The following is an 18,752-nucleotide window of genomic DNA, read 5'->3' on the forward strand; positions in this document are numbered from 1 at the left end:
GCGGCTCATCGACCAGCATCTCGCAGCAAGTCCCACGAACCCAACAACAAAACGCTGATAGGAATCATTAGCGTGCGGGTCTGCCGGTCGACACACCGTCGATCACCAGCAGGCTGCGCACGCTCGTGGCGTTTGGGGCCTACGTGACCAGCGCGACGGCGAAACCGTCCCACCCTTTGGTGCCCACGGTCTGAATGGCCGCAGTGTCCAATCGCGGATGGTCGCCCATCATCTCCAGCATGTCCCGGACGCCCCGGGCCTGGGCGTCATCGGCGGCGGGCGCCAGCACTCGACCCATCCGAGTCACGTTGTCCACCACGATGATCGAGCCTGGCCGGCCAACTCTGATCGCCCACTCGACGTAGCCGACGTTGTTCTCCTTGTCGGCGTCGATGAAGACCAGGTCGAAGACATCACCGCGCTCGGCCAGCCGTGGCAGCGTGTCCAGCGCAGCGCCGACGATCACCTCGATGCGGTCCGCGACACCGGCGCGCGCGAAATTGGCCTGCGCCACCTCGGCGTGGCGAGGCTCGTACTCGAGCGTGACGACGCTGCCGTCCGGTCCGACACCGCGGGCCAGGTTGATGGTGCTGTAACCGGCGAGCGTCCCGATCTCCAACACCCGACGCGCCCCGGCCATGGTGGTCAACAAGGACAACAGCTTTCCGTGTTGCGCCGACACCTCGATGGCCGGCATGTCGGCGGCCCGCGCGGATTCCCGCGCCGCGATCAGCGCATCATCCTCGGTGTGCAGCACGTCGGTGAACATGGCGTCGACATCACGGGGTTCGGTCATGTGCGCCAGAGTAGCGTCAGGCCTCGGCGCGAGAGTTCGGTTACAAGCGCCCCCTCGGCAGCAGGTGACCGCGCGCCGGCGAGGTGTAGGTCAGAATCGTCGCCATCGTTTACGTCATCCGGCGGGCGACATCCAGCCGGCCTCGGGCGTCCAGCTTTTCGCACAAGGCCAGGTACTGCGCGGACAGTTCGGCGCCACCCGGCACATCCCCGTCGGCGTGCGCCAGCAAGGCCTGCGACCGCAACCACCACAGGTCGAGTGCCGGGATCCCGGGTCGTAGCTCTTGCCAGTGTTCCAGGATTCGGTGGGCCTCGGCGCGCTCCAGTTCGGAGCCCGACGCGACGAGAAGTTCGACGAGCGGCTCCCCGAGGTATCCAAGAAAGAACTTGGAGCCAATGTCGCCGTACCTCGCGAAGCCGGACCGCAGCTCGGCCAGTCCCCGGGCCCGGTCGCCGTGGTGGACGGCATCGAGGGCAAGATCGGCGATGATGGTGGGCTTGATGAACGTCATCGAGCGGTGCCCGTCGATGAACGAAAGCGCCTGCCGCAGTTGGTCGACTGCCGCCGCATCAGGCCGGGGCACGGCTCGTAGTACAGCAGTGCCCCGGGCCCAATGCGTGCAGACGACACCGCTGCTGTCACCGAGTTCCACGGCCACCCGCGCCGCCTCGTCGAGAGAGTCGACAAACTCGTCGGCATGACACAACCCGAGCGCCACCGCCACTCCCGCGTACAGCACGGTGTGGGTGAACGTCATCGGCCGATCCGATCGGGCGAATTCGATACCTTCGCGCAGGTGGCGGCGTCCTCGTTCGGGTTGCCCCAGGCAGAGCTCCATGACGCCACGAAGCGCTTGTGCTGGAGCAAGTTCGGTACGTGGTGTCCGGGCAGCGTCCAACAGGTCGATGGCCTGTAGCCCCGACTCCAGTTCACAATTGGCCAGCTTTGTGAAGGCGACCGCATTCACCACGATGCCGGTGGCCTCGGCGTCCCATCGGGCGTCCTCGGCCATCCGGTGTAACTGCGAGGCAAGCGCTGCGGCCTCACGAAGGTTCTCCTCATTGACCGTGATAGACCACAGCTGCCCGGCGGTTCCGATGGCGAGTGCTCTCATATCGTCGGAACGCGTGGCCAGAGCTCGGAATTCGCGATAACGCTGCGCAGTATCGGTGTCATTGCCCACATAGAGCGAGGTCGACACCAGCAGCGCACGAGGTGCCACACGCATTTCCGCCAACCCGGGCTGGTCAGGAGGCAGCCGGTCGGCAATGCGCTGGGCATGTTCCCACTGCTCACGCGCGGCTGGGATGTCACGCAGTCGAATCCGTTGCCCCGCACGCATATGCCACTCGTATGCGGCAGTCAGTTCACCGGCCGCCTCCAAGTGGGCGGCGATCAACGCGGCATTTTCCTCCGCAGCCCCGGGGTCGCGCCGCTGGATGGCGGCGGCGAGTCGTCCGTGGGCTCGCGCCCGGTCTCGATTCAGTTGTGATTCATACGCCACCGTGCGGACCAGCGGATGATGGAAGCAATACCGTTGTCGGGGAAGGAATTCCGTTTGGTCGATCAGTTCTGCGGAGACAAGCTCGGACAACCCGTCCGCCTCGGCTTCCGGATGCAGCATGCGCAGGGTGTCGGCGTCGAAATCCGTGCCGATCACTGCGGCCGCATTGAGTGTCCGCTTGGCATGCACCGTCAACCGGTCGATGCGTGCCGCGAGGACGGCCTGGACCGTCGGCGGCACCGAGATGCGGTCCAGATTGCTCGTCATCCGATAGTTTCCGCGACTACCCGCCAGCACGCCCCGGCCGGCGAGATCGCGGACGATCTCCTCGACGAAGTACGGGTTTCCCACCGCCACAGCGGCGATCCGAGCAGCCAGCCCGGACAGTGACGGGTCGTCGCCGAGGAGGTGACCGACCAGGCGGGCCGCCACCGGTGCCTTCAGCGGATGCAACCTGATGGTCGCCGACCGGTCGCTCCGCAGAGATCCGTGATATTCGGGGCGATAGGTGGCGACGACGGTCGCTGTCGCCACATCACCGATCTCGGTCACGAAATCGGCAAGCACCTCGTCACTGGGCGCATCGATCCAGTGCACATCCTCGAGGACGAAGACCGTCGGCACGGACGACATCCGAACGGCGGTGGCCATGAGTGCCACCAGCCTTCGTCGCCGGCCCTCCAGAGCGACACCCGTATCGGGCGTGCCGGCGTCACCGATTCCCATCGCCTCGAACAACACACCGGAATCCGGGAGGTGCGCCGCCAAGCGTCCGTCGAACTGCTCGATGGTGCGTGTCCGGGCCAGATCCGGGCTCAGCCCATCCACGCCGAACATGCCGCGCAGCAATAGCGAGAGCATGCGAAAGGCCAGAACGGAGGCGTGCGCCTCGCCACGGGCCACCACGACCCGCGCCCCCTGACGCTCCGCCGCCGCGGCGAAGTGGCTGACCAGCCGGCTCTTGCCCAGGCCCGGCTCGCCGATCACACCGACGAACTCACCGCTGCGGGAGTCAAAGGCCGCCTGCAGTCGATTCAGTTCCGCGGCACGGCCCATCAGGACACCCGAGGTTCGGCCCAGCACCGCACTGCCGGTTTCCACCGAGTACAGCTGTCGGGCCGGCACGGGCTCCTCGAACCCCTTGACCGTGACGTACTTTTTGGGGCCGAGCCCTGCAGCGTCCTCGACCAGTCGGGCGGTGGACACCGAGCACATCACCCCGCCCGCCGGGGCCACCGATTCCATGCGCTGCGCGAGACCGACCGGGTGGCCGACGGCGGTGTAGCCGCCCGAGCCGATCTGCCCGGCGACGACGTCACCGGAGTTCAGTCCGACCCGCAGGCTCAGCTCGACACCATCACGCTGGGCCACCTCGACGGCGAGCGCTCCGGCGACCGATTGGATCTCCAGCGCCGCGATGCAGCCTCGCAAGGCGTGATCCTCAAGCGCAGCGGGCGCACCGAACAGTGCCATCAGGCCGTCCCCGGTGAACTTGTCGACGGTCCCGCGGTAACGCTGCACCACACTCGCGGCCTGGTTGAACAACTCGTTCATGATTTCGCGGAGTCGTTCCGTATCGAGCGCGGCGGCGAGTTTCATCGAGCCGACGACGTCGGCGAAGAGAACGGTGACCTGTTTGTATTCACTGGTCGCCGGCTGCCCGCCGACCGCGGTTCCGCACATGTCGCAGAATCGTGCCCGCGCCCGCAGGTCGCTGGCACACGACGGGCACCGGCGCGCCGTCTCATCGACCGCGGCAGCCATTCGCCAATCCAGCTATTGCGTCAATATGGCAATGATTGCGTACCCGAGGTCAGGCCACACCTTCTTTGGCGTAGACCATGCGCAGCACCAGCCCGACCTCCGGACCCATGACCGTCTCGCACAGTTCGCAGTAGGTGGCCACGAAGTCGGGGCCGTGTGCCGGGCCGCCGGGGCTCAGGTGGTGGGCAACCTCGTGCAGTATCACCAATTCTCGCAGGGCCCAGGTGTCATGCTCGGGTACGGCGATGACGGCCTTGTCCTCGATCAGCTCGTAGTGCGCGGCGGTGGCTCCGCGGCGGCGGCGGACCGCCAACGGCCGCGCCCCCACCTGGGCGACCACGTCGTCGACGTAACGCTGCACCGATTCCACGGATCCGAATTTCGCCTCGGGCGGTAACGTCAGGGACATACCGAAGAAGTCGATGGCGCGCGAACTATGTTGTGCCGCACGGTCAAACATGGTGCGCACGAACTGTTCGGCCGCGTAAACCTTGGCGCGTTGGGTGTCCCGGGCGGTCATCGCTCCAGGGCGCCGCGGGCGCCGGAGATCTCCGTGACCGGCCCGATCCGGGCGTGGCGACCGGCGCGGTCCCCGGCCCGCCGGGCGGCCGACGAGTACCCCGCCGACGCACTCGACGCTCGCCACGTCCCACGGGCCTGCGAGGTTTCCCGATAGAAGCTGCGCAGCTCGATGTCCTTGTCCCGCAAGGCGATGGCGGTACCCGGGCGGTCGGCCTCGTCGACCTCGCGGTGCGCCTCTTCGCGGGCCTGGGTCAGCCGCTGGCCGATACGCGCACCGAAGGCGAGCTGGAAGTTGAGTCGCGCGGTGATGGTCGGGGTGGGCCTGTGGGCACCCGAGGCGATGTAGGCCTCGGACGCCTTGACCATCTGCAGCAGCAGGCTGGTGTAGAGCGCGTGGGTGGCATCGATATCCTCGGCGAACCCGTAGGCGTAGACGAAGGTCGAGTTGGACGCCACGTCGCACTTCACGTCGTTGGCCTGCCCGATCATCACGAACAACTGCACATAGGTGCGCAGCCCCTTGGTTCCGGCCGCACCGATGGTGATGGTGCGCTGCACCGGCATCTGCGCTTTGGTCCGCTGGTCCGAGTGCGCGCGTGCCACCGCCAGGTCGATCGAGGTGGCAGTGGCCAGCCGCTGGGCGGCGGCCATGAATGCCTCCGCCTCGTGCAGGTTGTCGGTACCCTCGGCCTGACGCAGCAGAGCGGCGATCCGCGCCAGCATCTTGTCGTCACTCATAGCGCGATCCGCTCCGCTTCTCGCTCGTCACTCATAGCGCGATCCGCTCCGCTTCTCGCTCGTCACTCATAGCGCGATCCGCTCCGCTTCTCGCTCGTAGCTCACGCGACCAACCTAGCCACCGGCACCGACAAACTTGCCGATGGCATCCACCACCTGGGGTGACAACGGGCCGGGCTTGCCGTAACCGGCAATGTTGTCGGTGGGATCGTCGCGCAACACATGGTTGACCCCCTTGAGCTCGACGACCGTCAGCGCGGTGTGCCCCAGCGCGTCGATCAACGGTCGTTCGGTCGCACAGTTGGCCTGGGCGTCGGAGTCCGAGCAGGTGAGCAGCACCGGCATACCGTCGGGCAGCGCACCGGCCAACTGCAGCGGGTCGATCTTGTCGGCCTCGAGGATGGCGTTGAGGTTGTCCTTGTTGACGATCGCGCTCAGCCCCTCGGGGAGATCGGCGGGCACGGTGCCCTTGGTGCGGATCTCGTCGACGGCCGCGAGCCACGCGCTGAGCACCTCGGGGGTGGCCCCGGCGCGCACCCGGTTGGTGATGATGTCCAGATAACGACCGCTCAGCGGCTGAAAGAGAGCCAGGGAGTGGACCTTTGGATCCGCGACGCCGGCCAGGGTCAGGGCGTGGATGGCGCCTTCACCCACGGCGTAGATGGACAACTTCGACGCATCGGTGTCGGGCTGATCGACCAAGAACCGCAGGGCGGCAGCTGCGCCCGTGGTGTAGACACCGCTGACCACCTCGGTGGGCCTGCTCTGGTATGGACCGAGTTTGGTGGCCCCGGTGCCGATCTTGTCGTAGCGCAGGCTGGCAACACCGACGTCCGACAGTGATTCGGCCAGCTGGCGCATGTTGCCGATGGGTCCGACGACCTTGTTGTCACCGTTGCGGTCGGTGGGCCCGCTCTCGGAGATGAGCAGTGCGGCTGGACCTTTCACGCCCTGGTGCCGGTAGCTTCCGTGGATGGTCAGACCGTCGGCGTCGAACGTGACGTCGGTGTCCGTCCAGGTCGGTTGCTCGGCCTGCTTCGGCGCCTCGGACCCACAGCCGGCCACCATCAGAACCGAGAGCAACGCCACCACAAGCCTTCTCACAGGTGCGTCTCGATCCAGGCCGTCACGTCGTCGAGCACCAGTTGCTTCTCGGGTTCGTTGAAAACCTCGTGGTACAGACCCGGGTAGACCTTGAGGTGTACATCCGGCGAGGCGACGCATTCGACCAGCCGGCGGCTACCCTCGGCGAGCACCAGGCGGTCTTTCTCACCGTGCACGACCAGCAGCGGCGCGGTCAGGGCCGACGCGCGTTGCGGCATGGTCTGCCCCACGATGATCAGTGCCCGGGCGATGCCGGCCGGGACCTTGCCGTGCCAGACCAACGGATCGGCCTTGTAGGCCGCGACCACCTCCGGGTCGCGGGAGACCGCGTCGACGTCCAGACTCTCCACCGGCAGCCCGGGCGCAATTTTGCCGAGCGCCTTGGCGACGACCACCAGTACCGGAGAGACCGCGTCCTGGGCGGCCACCGCGGGCCCGGACAGCACCATCGCGGTGTACTCGTCGGGGTATTCGACGCCGTAGCTGAAGACGATCCCGCCGCCCATGCTGTGGCCGAGCACGAGTCGCGGCAGCCGCGGGTGCGCCGCGGCTGCGATGCCGACCAGAGTGTGGAAGTCCTCGACGTATTCGGACATGTCCTGCAGGTACACGCGCTTGCCGCCCGACCGGCCGTGACCACGGTGGTCCAGGGCATAGACGATGAGCCCGGCGTCGCCGAAGCGTTGCGCGACGTGGTGATAGCGCCCAGCGTGTTCACCCAGACCGTGCGAGAGGATGACGACACCGCGCGGTGCGCCTTCCGGAATCCATACGTCGTAGACGATGCGGACGCCGCCGACGCCGTCGAAGGTCTGTTCACTGCACGTGCTGGTCACCCTGGCGAGCGTATTCGATCGAAGTTGTCGGGGCTGCTGCGTAAGCTCGCGAATGTGACGGTCCTCGCCCACCGCCTCGATGACGACAGTCCTGCCGATGCATTTCTTGCTGACGCCCAGCGCTATCGCCGCGAGCTGCTCGCGCACTGCTACCGGATGACCGGCTCGCTTCATGATGCCGAGGATCTGGTGCAGGAAACCTACCTGCGCGCCTGGAAGGCGTACGGGGGATTCGAGGGTAAATCCTCGGTGCGCACCTGGCTGTACCGCATCGCCACCAATACTTGTCTGACCGCTCTGGAAGGCAAGCAACGCCGCCCGCTGCCGTCGGGCCTGGGCAATCCGAGCTCAGCAGGCACCGATGAGATCGCCGAGCACCACGAGGTGCCGTGGCTGCAGCCGTTGCCTGATTCCGCCGACGACCCGGCAGATCCCAGCACGATCGTCGGGACCCGTGACTCGGTGCGGTTGGCGTTCGTCGCGGCCTTGCAGCATCTGTCCGCGCGCCAACGCGCGGTGCTGGTGCTGCGCGAGGTGCTGCAGTGGAAAGCCGCCGAAGTTGCCGGCGCCATCGGAACGTCAACGGCAGCGGTCAACAGCCTGCTGCAGCGGGCCAGGGCCCAGCTCGATGCGGTCGGGCCGAGCCAGGACGACGAGGTCGACCCACCGGATTCCCCACACGCCCAGAACCTGCTGCGCAACTACATGGCCGCGTTCGAGGCGTACGACATCGACAAGCTGGTCGAGCTGTTCACCGCCGAGGCGATCTGGGAGATGCCGCCGTTCGACAGCTGGTACCAGGGACCGCAGGCCATCGGCGACTTGTCCCGCTACAAATGCCCGGCCGAGGAGCCCGGCGACATGCGCTTTCTGGCGACTTCCGCCAACGGCCAGCCCGCCGCGGCGATGTACATGCTCAACCGCGAGACCGGCCGGCACGAGGCGTTCCAGCTGCATGTTCTGGAGGTGCGTCCTGGCGGAATCTCGCACGTGGTGGCGTTCATGGAGGAGTCATTGTTCGAGAAGTTCGGGCTGCCCGCTGTTCTGGACGCGCGTTAGCGCCGAACGACCCGTGGTGCCACGCGATCTGGGCAATGGCGGGGGATAACTGGCCACTGAAGCCTCAATCTGACCGATGGGCCGCCTGCAACGCCGCGATATCGAACTTGCCGTGGGTGCTGAGCACCGCAGACATCAACCTGGCGTCGGCTGCGGAGTCTCCCTGGTCCAGGAGGTCGTAGTACTCCGTCGGGGTGATCTGCCATGCCAGCCCGTACTTGTCCTTGAGCCAGCCGCAGGGCAGCTCCTCGCCGCCCTCCACCAGGGCCGCCCAGACCTCGTCGAGCTGTTGTTGGCCGGTGACGCGCACCTCCAGGGAGACGGCCTCGGTGAAGGTGAACTGCGGGCCGCCGTTGATGCCGACGAAGCGCTGGCCGGACAGCTCGAATTCCACCACCACCGGCACGTCCTGCGGTGAGGGCGAATCAGGGTGGGAGGCGATGGTCTTGACGATGCGGCCATTGCCGCCGAACGCGGCGATGTAGTGCTGTGCGGCCTGCTCGGCCTCGCGGTCGAACCACAGGTTGGGGACGATGCTTACGCTGATCTCGGTCATGTCGGGGTAGACCGGTAGCGGGCCCCAAATTCATCGCCAGGGGTCACTCGACAACGAAATGAAGCCCGGATAACACCAGGTCAGAGGCCAGCTACCCGGCAGTACTGCAACCTGTTCTATTATCGCCTCCCATGAAGACCAAAGGCGCCCTGCTCTGGGAACTCAACTCGCCATTCCAGGTCGACGAGATCGACCTCGGCGATCCCGTCGCCGACGAAGTACAGATCCGGATGCATGCCGCGGGCATGTGCCACTCCGACTACCACATCACCACCGGGGCCACCCCGATCGGACTGCCCGCACTCGGTGGCCACGAGGGCGCCGGCGTCGTCACCAAGGTCGGCAAGAACGTCACCGGCCTGGAGGAGGGCGACCATGTCATCCTCGCCTTCATCCCCGCGTGCGGCGAATGCCCGCCGTGTCTGAAGGGCTTCCGCTCCCTGTGTGACCGTGGTGCCGTATTGCTCGGCGGCAAGGCCATCGCCGACGGCACCAGCCGCATCCACGCCGGTGGCCGCGAGGTGTCCCCGATGAACCTGCTCGGCACCTTCTCGCCGTACATGACGGTGCACAAGGATTCGGTCGTCAAGATCGACAAGGACATCCCGTTCGAGACCGCGGCGATCATGGGCTGCGCAGTGCCGACCGGTTTCGGCTCGGCCACCAACGTCGCCGACATCAAGCCTGGCGAGACCGCCATCATCGTCGGCGTCGGCGGTATCGGCATGAGCGCGCTTCAGGGTGCGGTCATCTCGGGCGCCAAGCACGTCATCGCGATCGATCCCAACGAATGGAAGCGTGAGCAGGCCATCAAGTTCGGCGCCACGCACGTGTACCCGTCGATGGCCGAGGCCATCGCGCCGGTCATCGATGTCACCCACGGCCTGATGGGCGACAAGGTCATCATCGCCGTCGGCGAGATGAAGGGCGAGTACATCGAAGAGGCGATGATCCTGACCGCCAAGACCGGCACCTGCGTGGTGACGGGCATGGGGTCGATGATGGACGCCGACGTGAAGCTCAACCTGTTCCTGTTCACCATGCTGCAGAAGACGTTGAAGGGCAACATCTTCGGTGGTGGCAGCTCACACGTGGAGACCCCGCGGCTGGCGGCGCTGTACAAGTCCGGCCTGCTCAACCTCGACGACATGATCACCCGGACCTACAAGCTCGAAGACATCAACACCGGCTACCAGGACATGTTGGACGGCAACAACATTCGCGGTGTCATCAAGTTCGACGAGGCTGACTGGTAACTTTTTCCGCCGAGCAGACATAAAACTGCCCCTTTTCGCGTGAAAAGGGGCAGTTTTATGTCTGTTCGCGGGGGAAACTTAGGCGGCGCGGTCGAATTCGCATGCGATCCGCGCGCATAGTTCGGCGGGATAGCGCCGGACGTCGTCAACCACCGCCGGTACGGTAATCCAGTTGATCTCCTGTAACCGCGCAACTTTCATCCGATCATGCTTGAACGCTTCAGAATTGGTGTGCCAATCGACACTGTCATACTCCGCAGCCACCCGGAATTCCGGCCAAGCAAAGTCCACCCGCCACACCATTCCGTGCCGATCCTGGATTTCGTACTGCAGTTCCGGGATAGGCAGCCCCCAGTCGATGAAAACCAGTCGCATCTCGGATTCCATCGGCGACTCGGCCCGTGCGTCAGCGTGAGGTAGCAGTCCACGAACCTTCACGATGCCGCGACGTCCGCGTTGCTCGTGCACCGCGCTTTCCAGGTCAGCCCTTGAGCAGGTACCGCTGCGCAGTGCCGCGTCAAGGGTCGCCAATGCACGCGGGCGACGAAGGGCACGAGCCATCTCAACCGCCGTCCACGCCGGTGCGGTCAGCAGGCGACCGTCAACCTTTTTGAGCGGAGCGCCAATTCGCTGATGCACCATGAGTTCCGGCGATGGCCGCACGCGCACACCCGGGTCGAGGATATGAAGACGGTCATCAGGTTCGGTGTCAAAGCCGTAGATCTGCGCAGCGGTGTTCATGCAGCCGACGACCGGAGTTCTCGCGAGCAGGTCGAGTGCGCGTAGCCGGGTCCTGGTGTCGGGCGGCCGCAGCGAGTAGACGCCGTGCCACACGCGGAACACCTTGCCGTCCCGGATCCGCCGGGCAAGAGTCCGGTAGGTGGTTGCGTTGAGCAGCTGCTCGGTCGTCGCAACGCCGTCGTTGCGGGCGAAAACGGCCTCGAACACCATGGCGGTGATGTTTGCGGAGGTGTCGCGTGGCCGCCACTGTGAGGCCGAATCCCCTGTGGATAACTCGCCGAGCAGACACAAAACTGCCCCTTTTCGCGTGAAAAGGGGCAGTTTTGTGTCTGTTCGCGGGAGGAGGTTACTTCGGGGGCATCCGGATGCCGCCGTCGACGCGGACCACCTCGGCGTTCATGTACGAGTTGGTCAGCAGCTCGACGACCATCGAGGCCAGCTCGTCGGGCTTGCCGAGGCGGTGCGGGAACAGCACCGACTCGCCGAGCTTGGCCTTGAATGCTTCGGAGGCCTCGCCCTCGCCGTAGATCGGGGTGTCGATCAGACCGGGCGCCACGGTGTTGACGCGGATGCCCACCGCCGACAGATCGCGGGCCACCGGCAGGGTCAGGCCGACAACGCCGCCCTTGGACGAGGAGTAAGCGGCCTGGCCGATCTGGCCGTCGAAGGCCGCGACGCTGGTCATGTTGACGATGGCGCCGCGCTCGCCGGTGTCGGTGAGCTCGTTGCGGCTCATCGCGGTGGCGGCCAGCCGGATGCAGTCGAAGGTGCCGACCAGGTTGATCGCCAGAACCTTCTTGTAGGCGTCGAGGTTGTGCGCGGAGGCGAATTCGCCGTCCTTGCCGATGGTGCGCTGGGCCCAGCCGATGCCGGCCGAGTTCACCAGGGCGCGCAGCGGGCCGAGTTCGGCGGCCTTGTTGACCGCAGCCTCGATCTGCTCGGTGCTGGTGACGTCGACGCTGACGAAAGCGCCGCCGATCTCCTTGGCCAGGGCCTCGCCCTTATCCGCCTGCAGGTCAGCCACGACGACGCGGGCTCCCTTGGCAGCCAACTGGCGGGCGGTTGCCGCGCCGATACCTGACGCGCCACCGGTGACGATGGCGCTCGCTCCGTTGATATCCACGCCAACAGACTAGAGCCCTATCCACCGGTCGGTTGGGAGTGCCCTCGGTAGGCTGGCGCCATGGCTACCGGGACGTCCAAGGTCGACCTTCGGCGCGCCGAGGACCGCGGCCTCAGCACGACCGACTGGCTGCAATCACGGCATTCGTTCTCCTTCGCCGACTACTACGATTCGACCAACACCCACCACGGCCTGCTGCTGGTGAACAACGACGACATCGTGGCGCCGGCCGCGGGGTTTGATACCCATCCGCACCGCGACATGGAGATCGTCACCTGGGTGCTGTCCGGGCAATTGGCGCATAAAGATTCGATGGGCAACTCCGGGGTGATCTATCCCGGTCTGGCCCAACGAATGTCGGCGGGCACCGGCGTGCAGCATTCGGAGAAGAACGGGTCTGACACCGAGCCGGTACATTTCATCCAGATGTGGGTGCTACCCGATGAAGCCGGGGTGACGCCGAGTTATCAGCAGCAGGAGATCGAGCTGACGAACTCGCTGACCCCGATCGCGTCGGGCACCCGCGATGCGGCCGTCACCCTGCACAACCGCAATGCCACGCTCTACGGCGCGCGGTTGCAGCCCGGCGACTCGGTGACGCTGCCGCAGGCCCGCTACGTCCATCTGTTCGTCGCCCGTGGCGCGGTCACGCTGGAGGGTTCGGGGCCGTTGGCCGAAGGCGACGCCGCCCGCATCACCGATGCCGGCGGGCAGCGCATCACGGCAGACGACGCGGCCGAAATACTGATCTGGGAGATGAATGCGGGTTTGGGCGGCGCGTAGCGCGATCGCAGTGATCACCGCGGCCACGCTGGCCGCGTGTGGAGCAGAGCCCGAAACCGGACCGCCGCCGCCGGCCCCGTCGCCGTCGCGCTCTGAGCAACCGCCCGCCGGTCTGGCGTCGGTGCTCCTGCAGGTTCCGGAGCGATTCGCCCAGGCCCCGCTCGATCAGCCGCGTCGAGCCCAGGTCCCGGCCGGGTGGACCATCGAGGTGATCGCCCGGATACCCAAGGCCAGGATGGCCGCATTCGCCCCGGACGGCGCGTTGCTGGTGTCGGTGCCGGCCACCGGGCAGGTGCTGACGGTGCACCCCGACCAGCGCCCGCTGCTCGAGGGGCTCGAGCAGCCGCATGGCCTGTACTTCGCCGGGTCGACGCTGTACGTGGCCGAGAGCAACCGCATCGACGCCTACGACTATGTGGACGGCCGGGCGGTCAATCGCCGCACCGTCGTCGATCAACTGCCCGACGCCAAGAGCGCCGATCTGCACGGCGCCTATGCCCACGCGCTGAAGAGCGTGGTAGTGGGAACCGATGGCGCGGTGTACTTCTCGATCGGTTCGACGGGCAACGTCTCGGCCGAGGACCGCACCGCCACCCCGCCGCGGGCCACCATCATGCGGGTGCCACCCGGCGGCGGGCCGGCCGAACCGTTCGCCACCGGGGTCCGCAACGGCACCGGCCTGGCCGTCGCCCCGGACGGCTCGCTGTGGACGGCGGTGAACAACCGCGACGACGTCGCCGATCCGCAGGGCCGGGTGCGCCAGGACTATGTCGACGACCACCCCCCGGAGTCGGTCGCGAAGTTGACGCCGGGACGCGAATTGGGTTGGCCTTATTGCAATCCCGACGGGCCACCGCCGGCGGGATTCATCCGGGACATGCAGACCAACGCCGACGGCAGCAAGATGGATTGCGCGGCACTGGCACCGGTCGAACAGACGCTGGGCGCCCATTCGGCGCCATTGGGAATGAGTTTCGCCCAGTTGCCGCAACCCTACGGCCCCGGAGCGCTCGTCGGGGTGCACGGATCGTGGAACCGGCAACATCCCCAAGCCCCCGAGGTGTCGTTCTTCGGCTGGCACAACGGCACATTGGGTCCACAGCAGACGCTGGTCGGCGGTTTCCAGGCCGACGACGGCAGCCGTTGGGGACGTCCGGTTTCGGCGGTGACGGGACCGGACGGGGCGGTGTACATCACCGACGACTACGCCGGCGCGGTATATCGCCTGGGCGCACCGGGCTAGTTGTCGCCCGGCTCACCAAACCGTCGTCGTACAGCTCTGTGTCACAGCTCATTTGACGGGCTCGAAGAGCCGGATTTAACCTGATACAGCACGTAGCTATGTCGGGACGCACGCGTCCTAGTCATTGGGTCCGGGTGTTGACGGTGTTGGTGGGACGTCGACACGCCGCTTCGGCGTCCCTATGAACAAGGCTGATCGTTGACCACCACCACTCCCAGCGGTACCGTTGCCGGCCGTCCGCTGCGCTTCCTGTCCCGTCACTCCGGGCTCTCGTTCTTCCCGATCGCGCTCGTAGCGCGCCTTCCGATCGCGATGCTCACGCTGGGCATCAGCGCCTATGTCGCCGCCATCCGCGACTCGATCGCCGACGGCGGCCTGGCCGGCGGGTGTTATGCGCTGGGCGCGGCGATCGGGGGTCCGCTGGCCGGTAGTTGTGCGGACCGATTCGGTCAACGCCGCGTCGGTTACGTCCTGCTGGTCGCCAACGCCATGGCGATCGCGGCGGTGATCGCCACCGCTGCCGGGCGACTGCCGCTGCTGCTGGCCGTCACCGCCCTCACCGGCTTGACCGTCATCCCGGTGGGTCCGTTCGCCCGGGTCCGCTGGAGCACCGTGATCGACACGCATGTGCCCGACTCCGAACGCACCCGGGTCAAAGGCGCGGCCTTCGGTTACGAGACGTTGGCCGACGAACTGACATTCGTGTTCGGCCCGGTGATCGTCGGCGTGTTGTCCTACGCTGCAGCGCCCACCCCCTTGGTGGCATGCATCGCGATCGTCGTGGTGTTCGGTTTCCTGTTCAGCCGGCACCGCAGCGTCGAGATCGTGCCGCGGGTGACGGTGCACTCGGCATCGGCCGCGCCGCTGAGCACACTGCTTCGCGCTGACCGGTTCACTTTGATCGCCACGATGGCTGTCATCGGCGCTCTGCTGGGCTGCCAGGTCACGTCGGTCATCGCTTTCGCCGAGGAACACGGCGCCATCTCCAGTGCGGGTCTGATCTATGCGGGTTTCGGCGTCGGTTCGGGTGCGGCGTCGATCGGCGTCGGACTGATGCAGTCCTCGGCGAACTTGTACCGGCGGTGGCTGGCGGCCGCCGCCCTGGCCGTCGCCGTCAGCGCAGCAATGGTCAGCGTTACCGAAACATGGCTGCTGGCGGGAGTTCTCGCATTGCTGGGCCTGGGCATCGGACCGATCATCGTCACCGTCTACCAACTCGCCGGCGATCACACCCCGGCCGGTCGCGACAGCCTCTACATGAGCACCCTCTCCAGCGCTCTGATCGGCGGCAACGCCATCGGGGCGGCACTTGCCGGCGTGGTGTCCGAACACCACGGGTCACGGTGGGGATTCGCGATGATCATCGCCCTGTCCATCGGTCTCGGTGCCCTGGCCGCGGCATCCCGGTGGGCTTCGCGCCGCACCGCTGACGCCGCCCCGTAGACGTACGATCGCCGGTGTGCCCGACCAATCGCCCGCCGATCTCAAACTGCTACGCCGGGTCCGGGACCGAATCGACCGCGAGTATGCGCAGCCGCTGAACGTCGAAGCCCTTGCCCGTGGGGTGAACATGTCGTCCGGGCATCTGTCGCGGCAGTTCAAGCTCGCCTACGGCGAGTCACCGTATTCGTACCTGATGACGCGTCGCATCGAGCGCGCGATGGCGCTGCTGCGCCGCGGTGACATGTCGGTCACCGAGGTGTGTTTCGCGGTCGGCTGTTCGTCGCTGGGCACGTTCTCCACGCGGTTCACCGAGCTCGTCGGGATGCCGCCGAGCCGGTACCGCGAACAGACCGCGGACGCGCGCGACGGCCTGCCGTCATGCCTGGAGAAGCACGTGACCAAACCGATCAGGAATCGAGAAGCGGCCGCCGTGGGCCTGCACCTAACGTGACAAACATGACCGACCCCCACATCAGAATCCACAACACGTTCCTGCCGCACGAAGATCCGGAGGCCTCGCTGGCGTTCTATCGCGACGTGCTGGGCTTCGAGGTCCGGCTCGACGTCGGCAGCGGCACGATGCGCTGGATCACCGTCGGCCCGGTCGGCCAGCCCGACACCGCGATCGTGTTGCACCCGCCGGCCGCCGATCCGGGAATCACCGACGACGAGCGCCGCGTGATCACCGAGATGATGGCCAAGGGCACATACGCGATCGTCGTGCTGGCCACCAAGGATCTGGCGGCCACGTTCGAGAAGCTACAGGCAACAGACACCGAGATCGTGCAGGAACCGACCGATCAGCCCTACGGTGTGCGCGACTGCGCCGTCCGTGACCCGGCCGGAACGATGATCCGTATCCAGGAGTTGCGTTAGCCGATGAGCGCCACGAGCCATCCCGCCGACAGTCACGATCTGATCCGCGTCACCGGCGCCCGGGAGAACAACCTCAAAGATGTCGACATCGAGCTGCCCAAACGTCGGTTGACGGTGTTCACCGGTGTCTCCGGCTCGGGCAAGAGCTCGCTGGTGTTCGACACGATCGCCGCCGAATCCCAGCGCCTGATCAACGAGACCTACAGCGCCTTCGTGCAGGGTTTCATGCCGAACCTGGCCCGGCCCGAGGTCGATGTGCTGGACGGTCTGACCACCGCGATCATCGTCGACCAGCAGCGCATCGGATCCGACCCGCGTTCGACGGTCGGCACCGCCACCGACACCGGTGCGATGTTGCGGATCTTGTTCAGCCGGCTGGGCGCCCCGCATATCGGCTCGCCGCAAGCATTTTCGTTCAACGTGGCCTCGGTCAGCGGAGCCGGTGCGGTGACGCTGGACAAGGGCGGACGCACCGTCAAGGAACGGCGTGAGTTCAACATCGTCGGGGGCATGTGCCCGCGCTGCGAGGGCCGTGGCGCGGTCAACGACATCGACCTGACTGCGCTGTATGACGACACCAAATCGCTGAACGAAGGTGCGCTGACCATCCCCGGCTTCAGTATGGACGGCTGGTACGGCCGGATCTTCCGCGGTTGCGGGTTCTTCGATCCAGACAAGCCGATCAACACGTTCACCAAGAAAGAGCTCGACGCGCTGCTGCACAAGGAGTCCACCAAGCTCAAGGTGGACGGGGTCAACCTGACCTATCTCGGCTTGATCCCGCAGATCCAGAAGTCGTTCCTGGCCAAGGATGTCGAGGCCATGCAGCCGCACATTCGCGCGTTCGTCGAGCGAGCGGTCACGTTCGCCACCTGTCCGGACTGCGACGGTACCCGCCTGTCGGAGACCGCGCGCTCGGTGAAGATCAAGGGCGTCAACATCGCCGAGTGCGCCGCGATGCAGCTCACCGACCTGGCCGCCTGGCTCGGAAGCCTCGCGAAGACATCGGCGGCCAAGTCCGTGGCCCCGCTCCTGGCGGCACTGCAACACACGCTCGACTCGTTCGTCGAGATCGGGTTGGGCTATCTGTCCCTCGACCGGCCGGCCGGAACCCTCTCCGGCGGAGAAGCTCAGCGGGTCAAGATGATTCGTCATCTCGGCTCGTCTCTGACCGATGTCACCTATGTCTTCGACGAACCCACCATCGGCCTGCATCCACACGACATCGCCCGGATGAACAACCTGCTGCTGGCGCTGCGCGACAAGGGCAACACCGTGCTGGTCGTCGAGCACAAGCCGGAGACGATCGCGATCGCCGACCATGTGGTCGATCTGGGCCCGGGCGCCGGTGCGGCCGGTGGCGAGGTGGTGTTCGAAGGCGACGTCGCGGGCCTGCGGGCCAGCGACACGATCACCGGACGCCACCTGGGGTACCGCGTGTCCTTGAAGGACGAGGTGCGGAAGGCCAACGGCGCCTTGGAGGTCCGTGGGGCGGACACGTACAACCTGCGCGAGGTGGACGTCGACATTCCCTTGGGCGTGCTGACGGTGATCACCGGCGTGGCGGGTTCGGGCAAGAGTTCATTGATCGACGGGTCGGTGGCCGGGCGCGGCGGCGTCATGATCGTCGATCAGAGCCCCATCCGCGGATCGCGCCGCAGCAATCCGGCGACCTACACCGGGCTGCTCGACCCGATCCGCAAGGCCTTCGCCAAGGCCAACGACGTCAAACCGGCGCTGTTCAGCTCGAATTCGGAGGGCGCCTGCCCTGCCTGCAACGGCGCCGGGGTGATCTACACCGACCTCGGCGTGATGGCCACCGTCGAAACCACCTGCGAGGAGTGTGAGGGCAGGCGGTTCGGCGCCTCGGTACTGCAATACACGTTCGGCGGGCGCAACATCGCCGAGGTGCTGGCCATGCCGGTGACCGAGGCACAGCGGTACTTCGCCGCCGGTGACGCCAAAGTGCCTGCGGCGCTGAAAATTCTCGACCGGATGGCGGATGTGGGCCTGGGCTACCTGACCCTCGGTCAACCATTGACCACGCTGTCGGGCGGTGAGCGCCAGCGGCTCAAGCTCGCCGCCGCGCTCGGAAACACCGGGGCCGACAAAAGTGACGTCTACATCCTCGACGAGCCGACCACGGGCCTGCACCTGGCCGATGTCGAACAGCTGCTCGGCCTGCTGGACCGGTTGGTGGACTCGGGTAAGTCGGTGGTCGTGATCGAACATCACCAGGCCGTGATGGCCCACGCCGACTGGATCATCGATCTGGGCCCCGGCGCGGGCCACGACGGTGGCCGCGTGGTCTTCGAGGGCACTCCGGCCGATCTGGTCGCCAAGCCCGGAACCCTGACCGGCCGGCACCTCGCCGAATATGTGGGTACCTGAGGCGGATTTGTCAGGAC

General features: G+C 66.4%; 17 protein-coding genes. 8 read left to right on the top strand and 9 right to left on the bottom strand.

Annotation, left to right across the window (positions count from 1 at the left end; translation table 11 throughout):
- Window positions 1–139 precede the first annotated feature (139 nt).
- The 6 genes from A5740_RS16530 to A5740_RS16555 all read right to left on the bottom strand — a co-directional run bounded on the left by A5740_RS16530 (window position 140) and on the right by A5740_RS16555 (window position 7,264).
- The gene (locus tag A5740_RS16530; protein ID WP_076195616.1) at window positions 140–796 is read right to left on the bottom strand and encodes an O-methyltransferase; all 657 of its coding nucleotides are present in this window, start codon (window positions 794–796) and stop codon (window positions 140–142) included.
- Window positions 797–905: 109 nt separating this feature from the next.
- A complete protein-coding gene (locus A5740_RS16535) occupies window positions 906–4,064 on the bottom strand; it encodes an adenylate/guanylate cyclase domain-containing protein (RefSeq protein WP_076195618.1) in 3,159 nt (1,052 codons plus the stop codon).
- A 49-nt stretch (window positions 4,065–4,113) separates the two neighbouring features.
- Window positions 4,114–4,584, bottom strand: coding sequence for a TIGR04338 family metallohydrolase (locus A5740_RS16540; protein ID WP_076195620.1), 471 nt, complete (start codon window positions 4,582–4,584; stop codon window positions 4,114–4,116).
- Window positions 4,581–5,324, bottom strand: coding sequence for a DUF2786 domain-containing protein (locus A5740_RS16545; protein ID WP_076195622.1), 744 nt, complete (start codon window positions 5,322–5,324; stop codon window positions 4,581–4,583). Before A5740_RS16545 ends, A5740_RS16540 begins: the two co-directional genes overlap by 4 nt.
- Before the next feature lie 114 nt (window positions 5,325–5,438).
- A complete protein-coding gene (locus A5740_RS16550) occupies window positions 5,439–6,428 on the bottom strand; it encodes a hypothetical protein (RefSeq protein ID WP_076195624.1) in 990 nt (329 codons plus the stop codon).
- Entirely contained in the window at window positions 6,425–7,264 is an 840-nt protein-coding gene (locus A5740_RS16555) for an alpha/beta hydrolase (RefSeq protein WP_076195626.1), read from the bottom strand. Before A5740_RS16555 ends, A5740_RS16550 begins: the two co-directional genes overlap by 4 nt.
- Window positions 7,265–7,288: 24 nt before the next feature.
- Between A5740_RS16555 and A5740_RS16560 the strand changes: the two genes are divergently transcribed.
- The gene (locus tag A5740_RS16560; RefSeq protein WP_076195628.1) at window positions 7,289–8,323 is read left to right on the top strand and encodes a sigma-70 family RNA polymerase sigma factor; all 1,035 of its coding nucleotides are present in this window, start codon (window positions 7,289–7,291) and stop codon (window positions 8,321–8,323) included.
- A 64-nt stretch (window positions 8,324–8,387) separates the two neighbouring features.
- Here A5740_RS16560 and A5740_RS16565 read toward each other — a convergent pair whose 3' ends face one another.
- On the bottom strand, window positions 8,388–8,879 hold the full coding sequence (locus A5740_RS16565) for a VOC family protein (protein WP_076195631.1): 492 nt from the start codon (window positions 8,877–8,879) through the stop codon (window positions 8,388–8,390).
- A 131-nt stretch (window positions 8,880–9,010) separates the two neighbouring features.
- Between A5740_RS16565 and A5740_RS16570 the strand changes: the two genes are divergently transcribed.
- Window positions 9,011–10,135, top strand: a complete 1,125-nt coding sequence (locus A5740_RS16570; RefSeq protein ID WP_076195633.1) for an NDMA-dependent alcohol dehydrogenase — start codon at window positions 9,011–9,013, stop codon at window positions 10,133–10,135.
- Between the two features lie 78 nt (window positions 10,136–10,213).
- On the opposite strand, the gene A5740_RS16575 is transcribed toward A5740_RS16570, so the two are convergent.
- Together A5740_RS16575 and A5740_RS16580 are read right to left on the bottom strand one after the other, a co-directional pair.
- Entirely contained in the window at window positions 10,214–11,086 is an 873-nt protein-coding gene (locus A5740_RS16575; protein WP_139335172.1) for a hypothetical protein, read from the bottom strand.
- Window positions 11,087–11,222: 136 nt separating this feature from the next.
- Window positions 11,223–11,999, bottom strand: a complete 777-nt coding sequence (locus A5740_RS16580; RefSeq protein WP_076195637.1) for an SDR family NAD(P)-dependent oxidoreductase — start codon at window positions 11,997–11,999, stop codon at window positions 11,223–11,225.
- A 60-nt stretch (window positions 12,000–12,059) separates the two neighbouring features.
- On the opposite strand from A5740_RS16580, the gene A5740_RS16585 reads away from it, so the two are divergent.
- The 6 genes from A5740_RS16585 (at window position 12,060) to A5740_RS16610 (ending at window position 18,735) form a co-directional block, all read left to right on the top strand.
- Window positions 12,060–12,782: a pirin-like bicupin family protein gene (locus A5740_RS16585; RefSeq protein ID WP_076195639.1), complete on the top strand. Its 723-nt coding sequence runs from the start codon at window positions 12,060–12,062 to the stop codon at window positions 12,780–12,782.
- The gene (locus tag A5740_RS16590) at window positions 12,760–14,025 is read left to right on the top strand and encodes a sorbosone dehydrogenase family protein (RefSeq protein ID WP_076195641.1); all 1,266 of its coding nucleotides are present in this window, start codon (window positions 12,760–12,762) and stop codon (window positions 14,023–14,025) included. The genes A5740_RS16585 and A5740_RS16590 overlap by 23 nt, the downstream gene beginning before the upstream one ends.
- Before the next feature lie 198 nt (window positions 14,026–14,223).
- Complete coding sequence (locus A5740_RS16595) at window positions 14,224–15,468, top strand: MFS transporter (RefSeq protein ID WP_076195643.1); 1,245 nt, start codon at window positions 14,224–14,226, stop codon at window positions 15,466–15,468.
- A gap of 16 nt (window positions 15,469–15,484) precedes the next feature.
- Window positions 15,485–15,919, top strand: coding sequence for a helix-turn-helix transcriptional regulator (locus A5740_RS16600; RefSeq protein WP_076195645.1), 435 nt, complete (start codon window positions 15,485–15,487; stop codon window positions 15,917–15,919).
- A 5-nt stretch (window positions 15,920–15,924) separates the two neighbouring features.
- A complete protein-coding gene (locus A5740_RS16605; protein WP_076195647.1) occupies window positions 15,925–16,344 on the top strand; it encodes a VOC family protein in 420 nt (139 codons plus the stop codon).
- A 3-nt stretch (window positions 16,345–16,347) separates the two neighbouring features.
- Complete coding sequence (locus A5740_RS16610; protein WP_076195649.1) at window positions 16,348–18,735, top strand: excinuclease ABC subunit UvrA; 2,388 nt, start codon at window positions 16,348–16,350, stop codon at window positions 18,733–18,735.
- The last annotated feature ends 17 nt before the right edge of the window (window positions 18,736–18,752 follow it).

It is taken from the genome of Mycobacterium sp. GA-1841, from assembly GCF_001954135.1.
In the GTDB taxonomy this organism is placed as follows: domain Bacteria; phylum Actinomycetota; class Actinomycetes; order Mycobacteriales; family Mycobacteriaceae; genus Mycobacterium.

Excerpts from the sequence above, each read along its gene's own strand:
- A5740_RS16530 (WP_076195616.1), bottom strand. The coding sequence starts at position 796 with ATGACCGAACCCCGTGATGTCGACGCCATGTTCACCGACGTGCTGCAC.
- A5740_RS16535 (WP_076195618.1), bottom strand. The coding sequence starts at position 4,064 with ATGGCTGCCGCGGTCGATGAGACGGCGCGCCGGTGCCCGTCGTGTGCC.
- A5740_RS16540 (WP_076195620.1), bottom strand. The coding sequence starts at position 4,584 with ATGACCGCCCGGGACACCCAACGCGCCAAGGTTTACGCGGCCGAACAG.
- A5740_RS16545 (WP_076195622.1), bottom strand. The coding sequence starts at position 5,324 with ATGAGTGACGACAAGATGCTGGCGCGGATCGCCGCTCTGCTGCGTCAG.
- A5740_RS16565 (WP_076195631.1), bottom strand. The coding sequence starts at position 8,879 with ATGACCGAGATCAGCGTAAGCATCGTCCCCAACCTGTGGTTCGACCGC.
- A5740_RS16570 (WP_076195633.1), top strand. The coding sequence starts at position 9,011 with ATGAAGACCAAAGGCGCCCTGCTCTGGGAACTCAACTCGCCATTCCAG.
- A5740_RS16575 (WP_139335172.1), bottom strand. The coding sequence starts at position 11,086 with ATGGTGTTCGAGGCCGTTTTCGCCCGCAACGACGGCGTTGCGACGACC.
- A5740_RS16585 (WP_076195639.1), top strand. The coding sequence starts at position 12,060 with ATGGCTACCGGGACGTCCAAGGTCGACCTTCGGCGCGCCGAGGACCGC.
- A5740_RS16590 (WP_076195641.1), top strand. The coding sequence starts at position 12,760 with ATGCGGGTTTGGGCGGCGCGTAGCGCGATCGCAGTGATCACCGCGGCC.
- A5740_RS16605 (WP_076195647.1), top strand. The coding sequence starts at position 15,925 with ATGACCGACCCCCACATCAGAATCCACAACACGTTCCTGCCGCACGAA.
- A5740_RS16610 (WP_076195649.1), top strand. The coding sequence starts at position 16,348 with ATGAGCGCCACGAGCCATCCCGCCGACAGTCACGATCTGATCCGCGTC.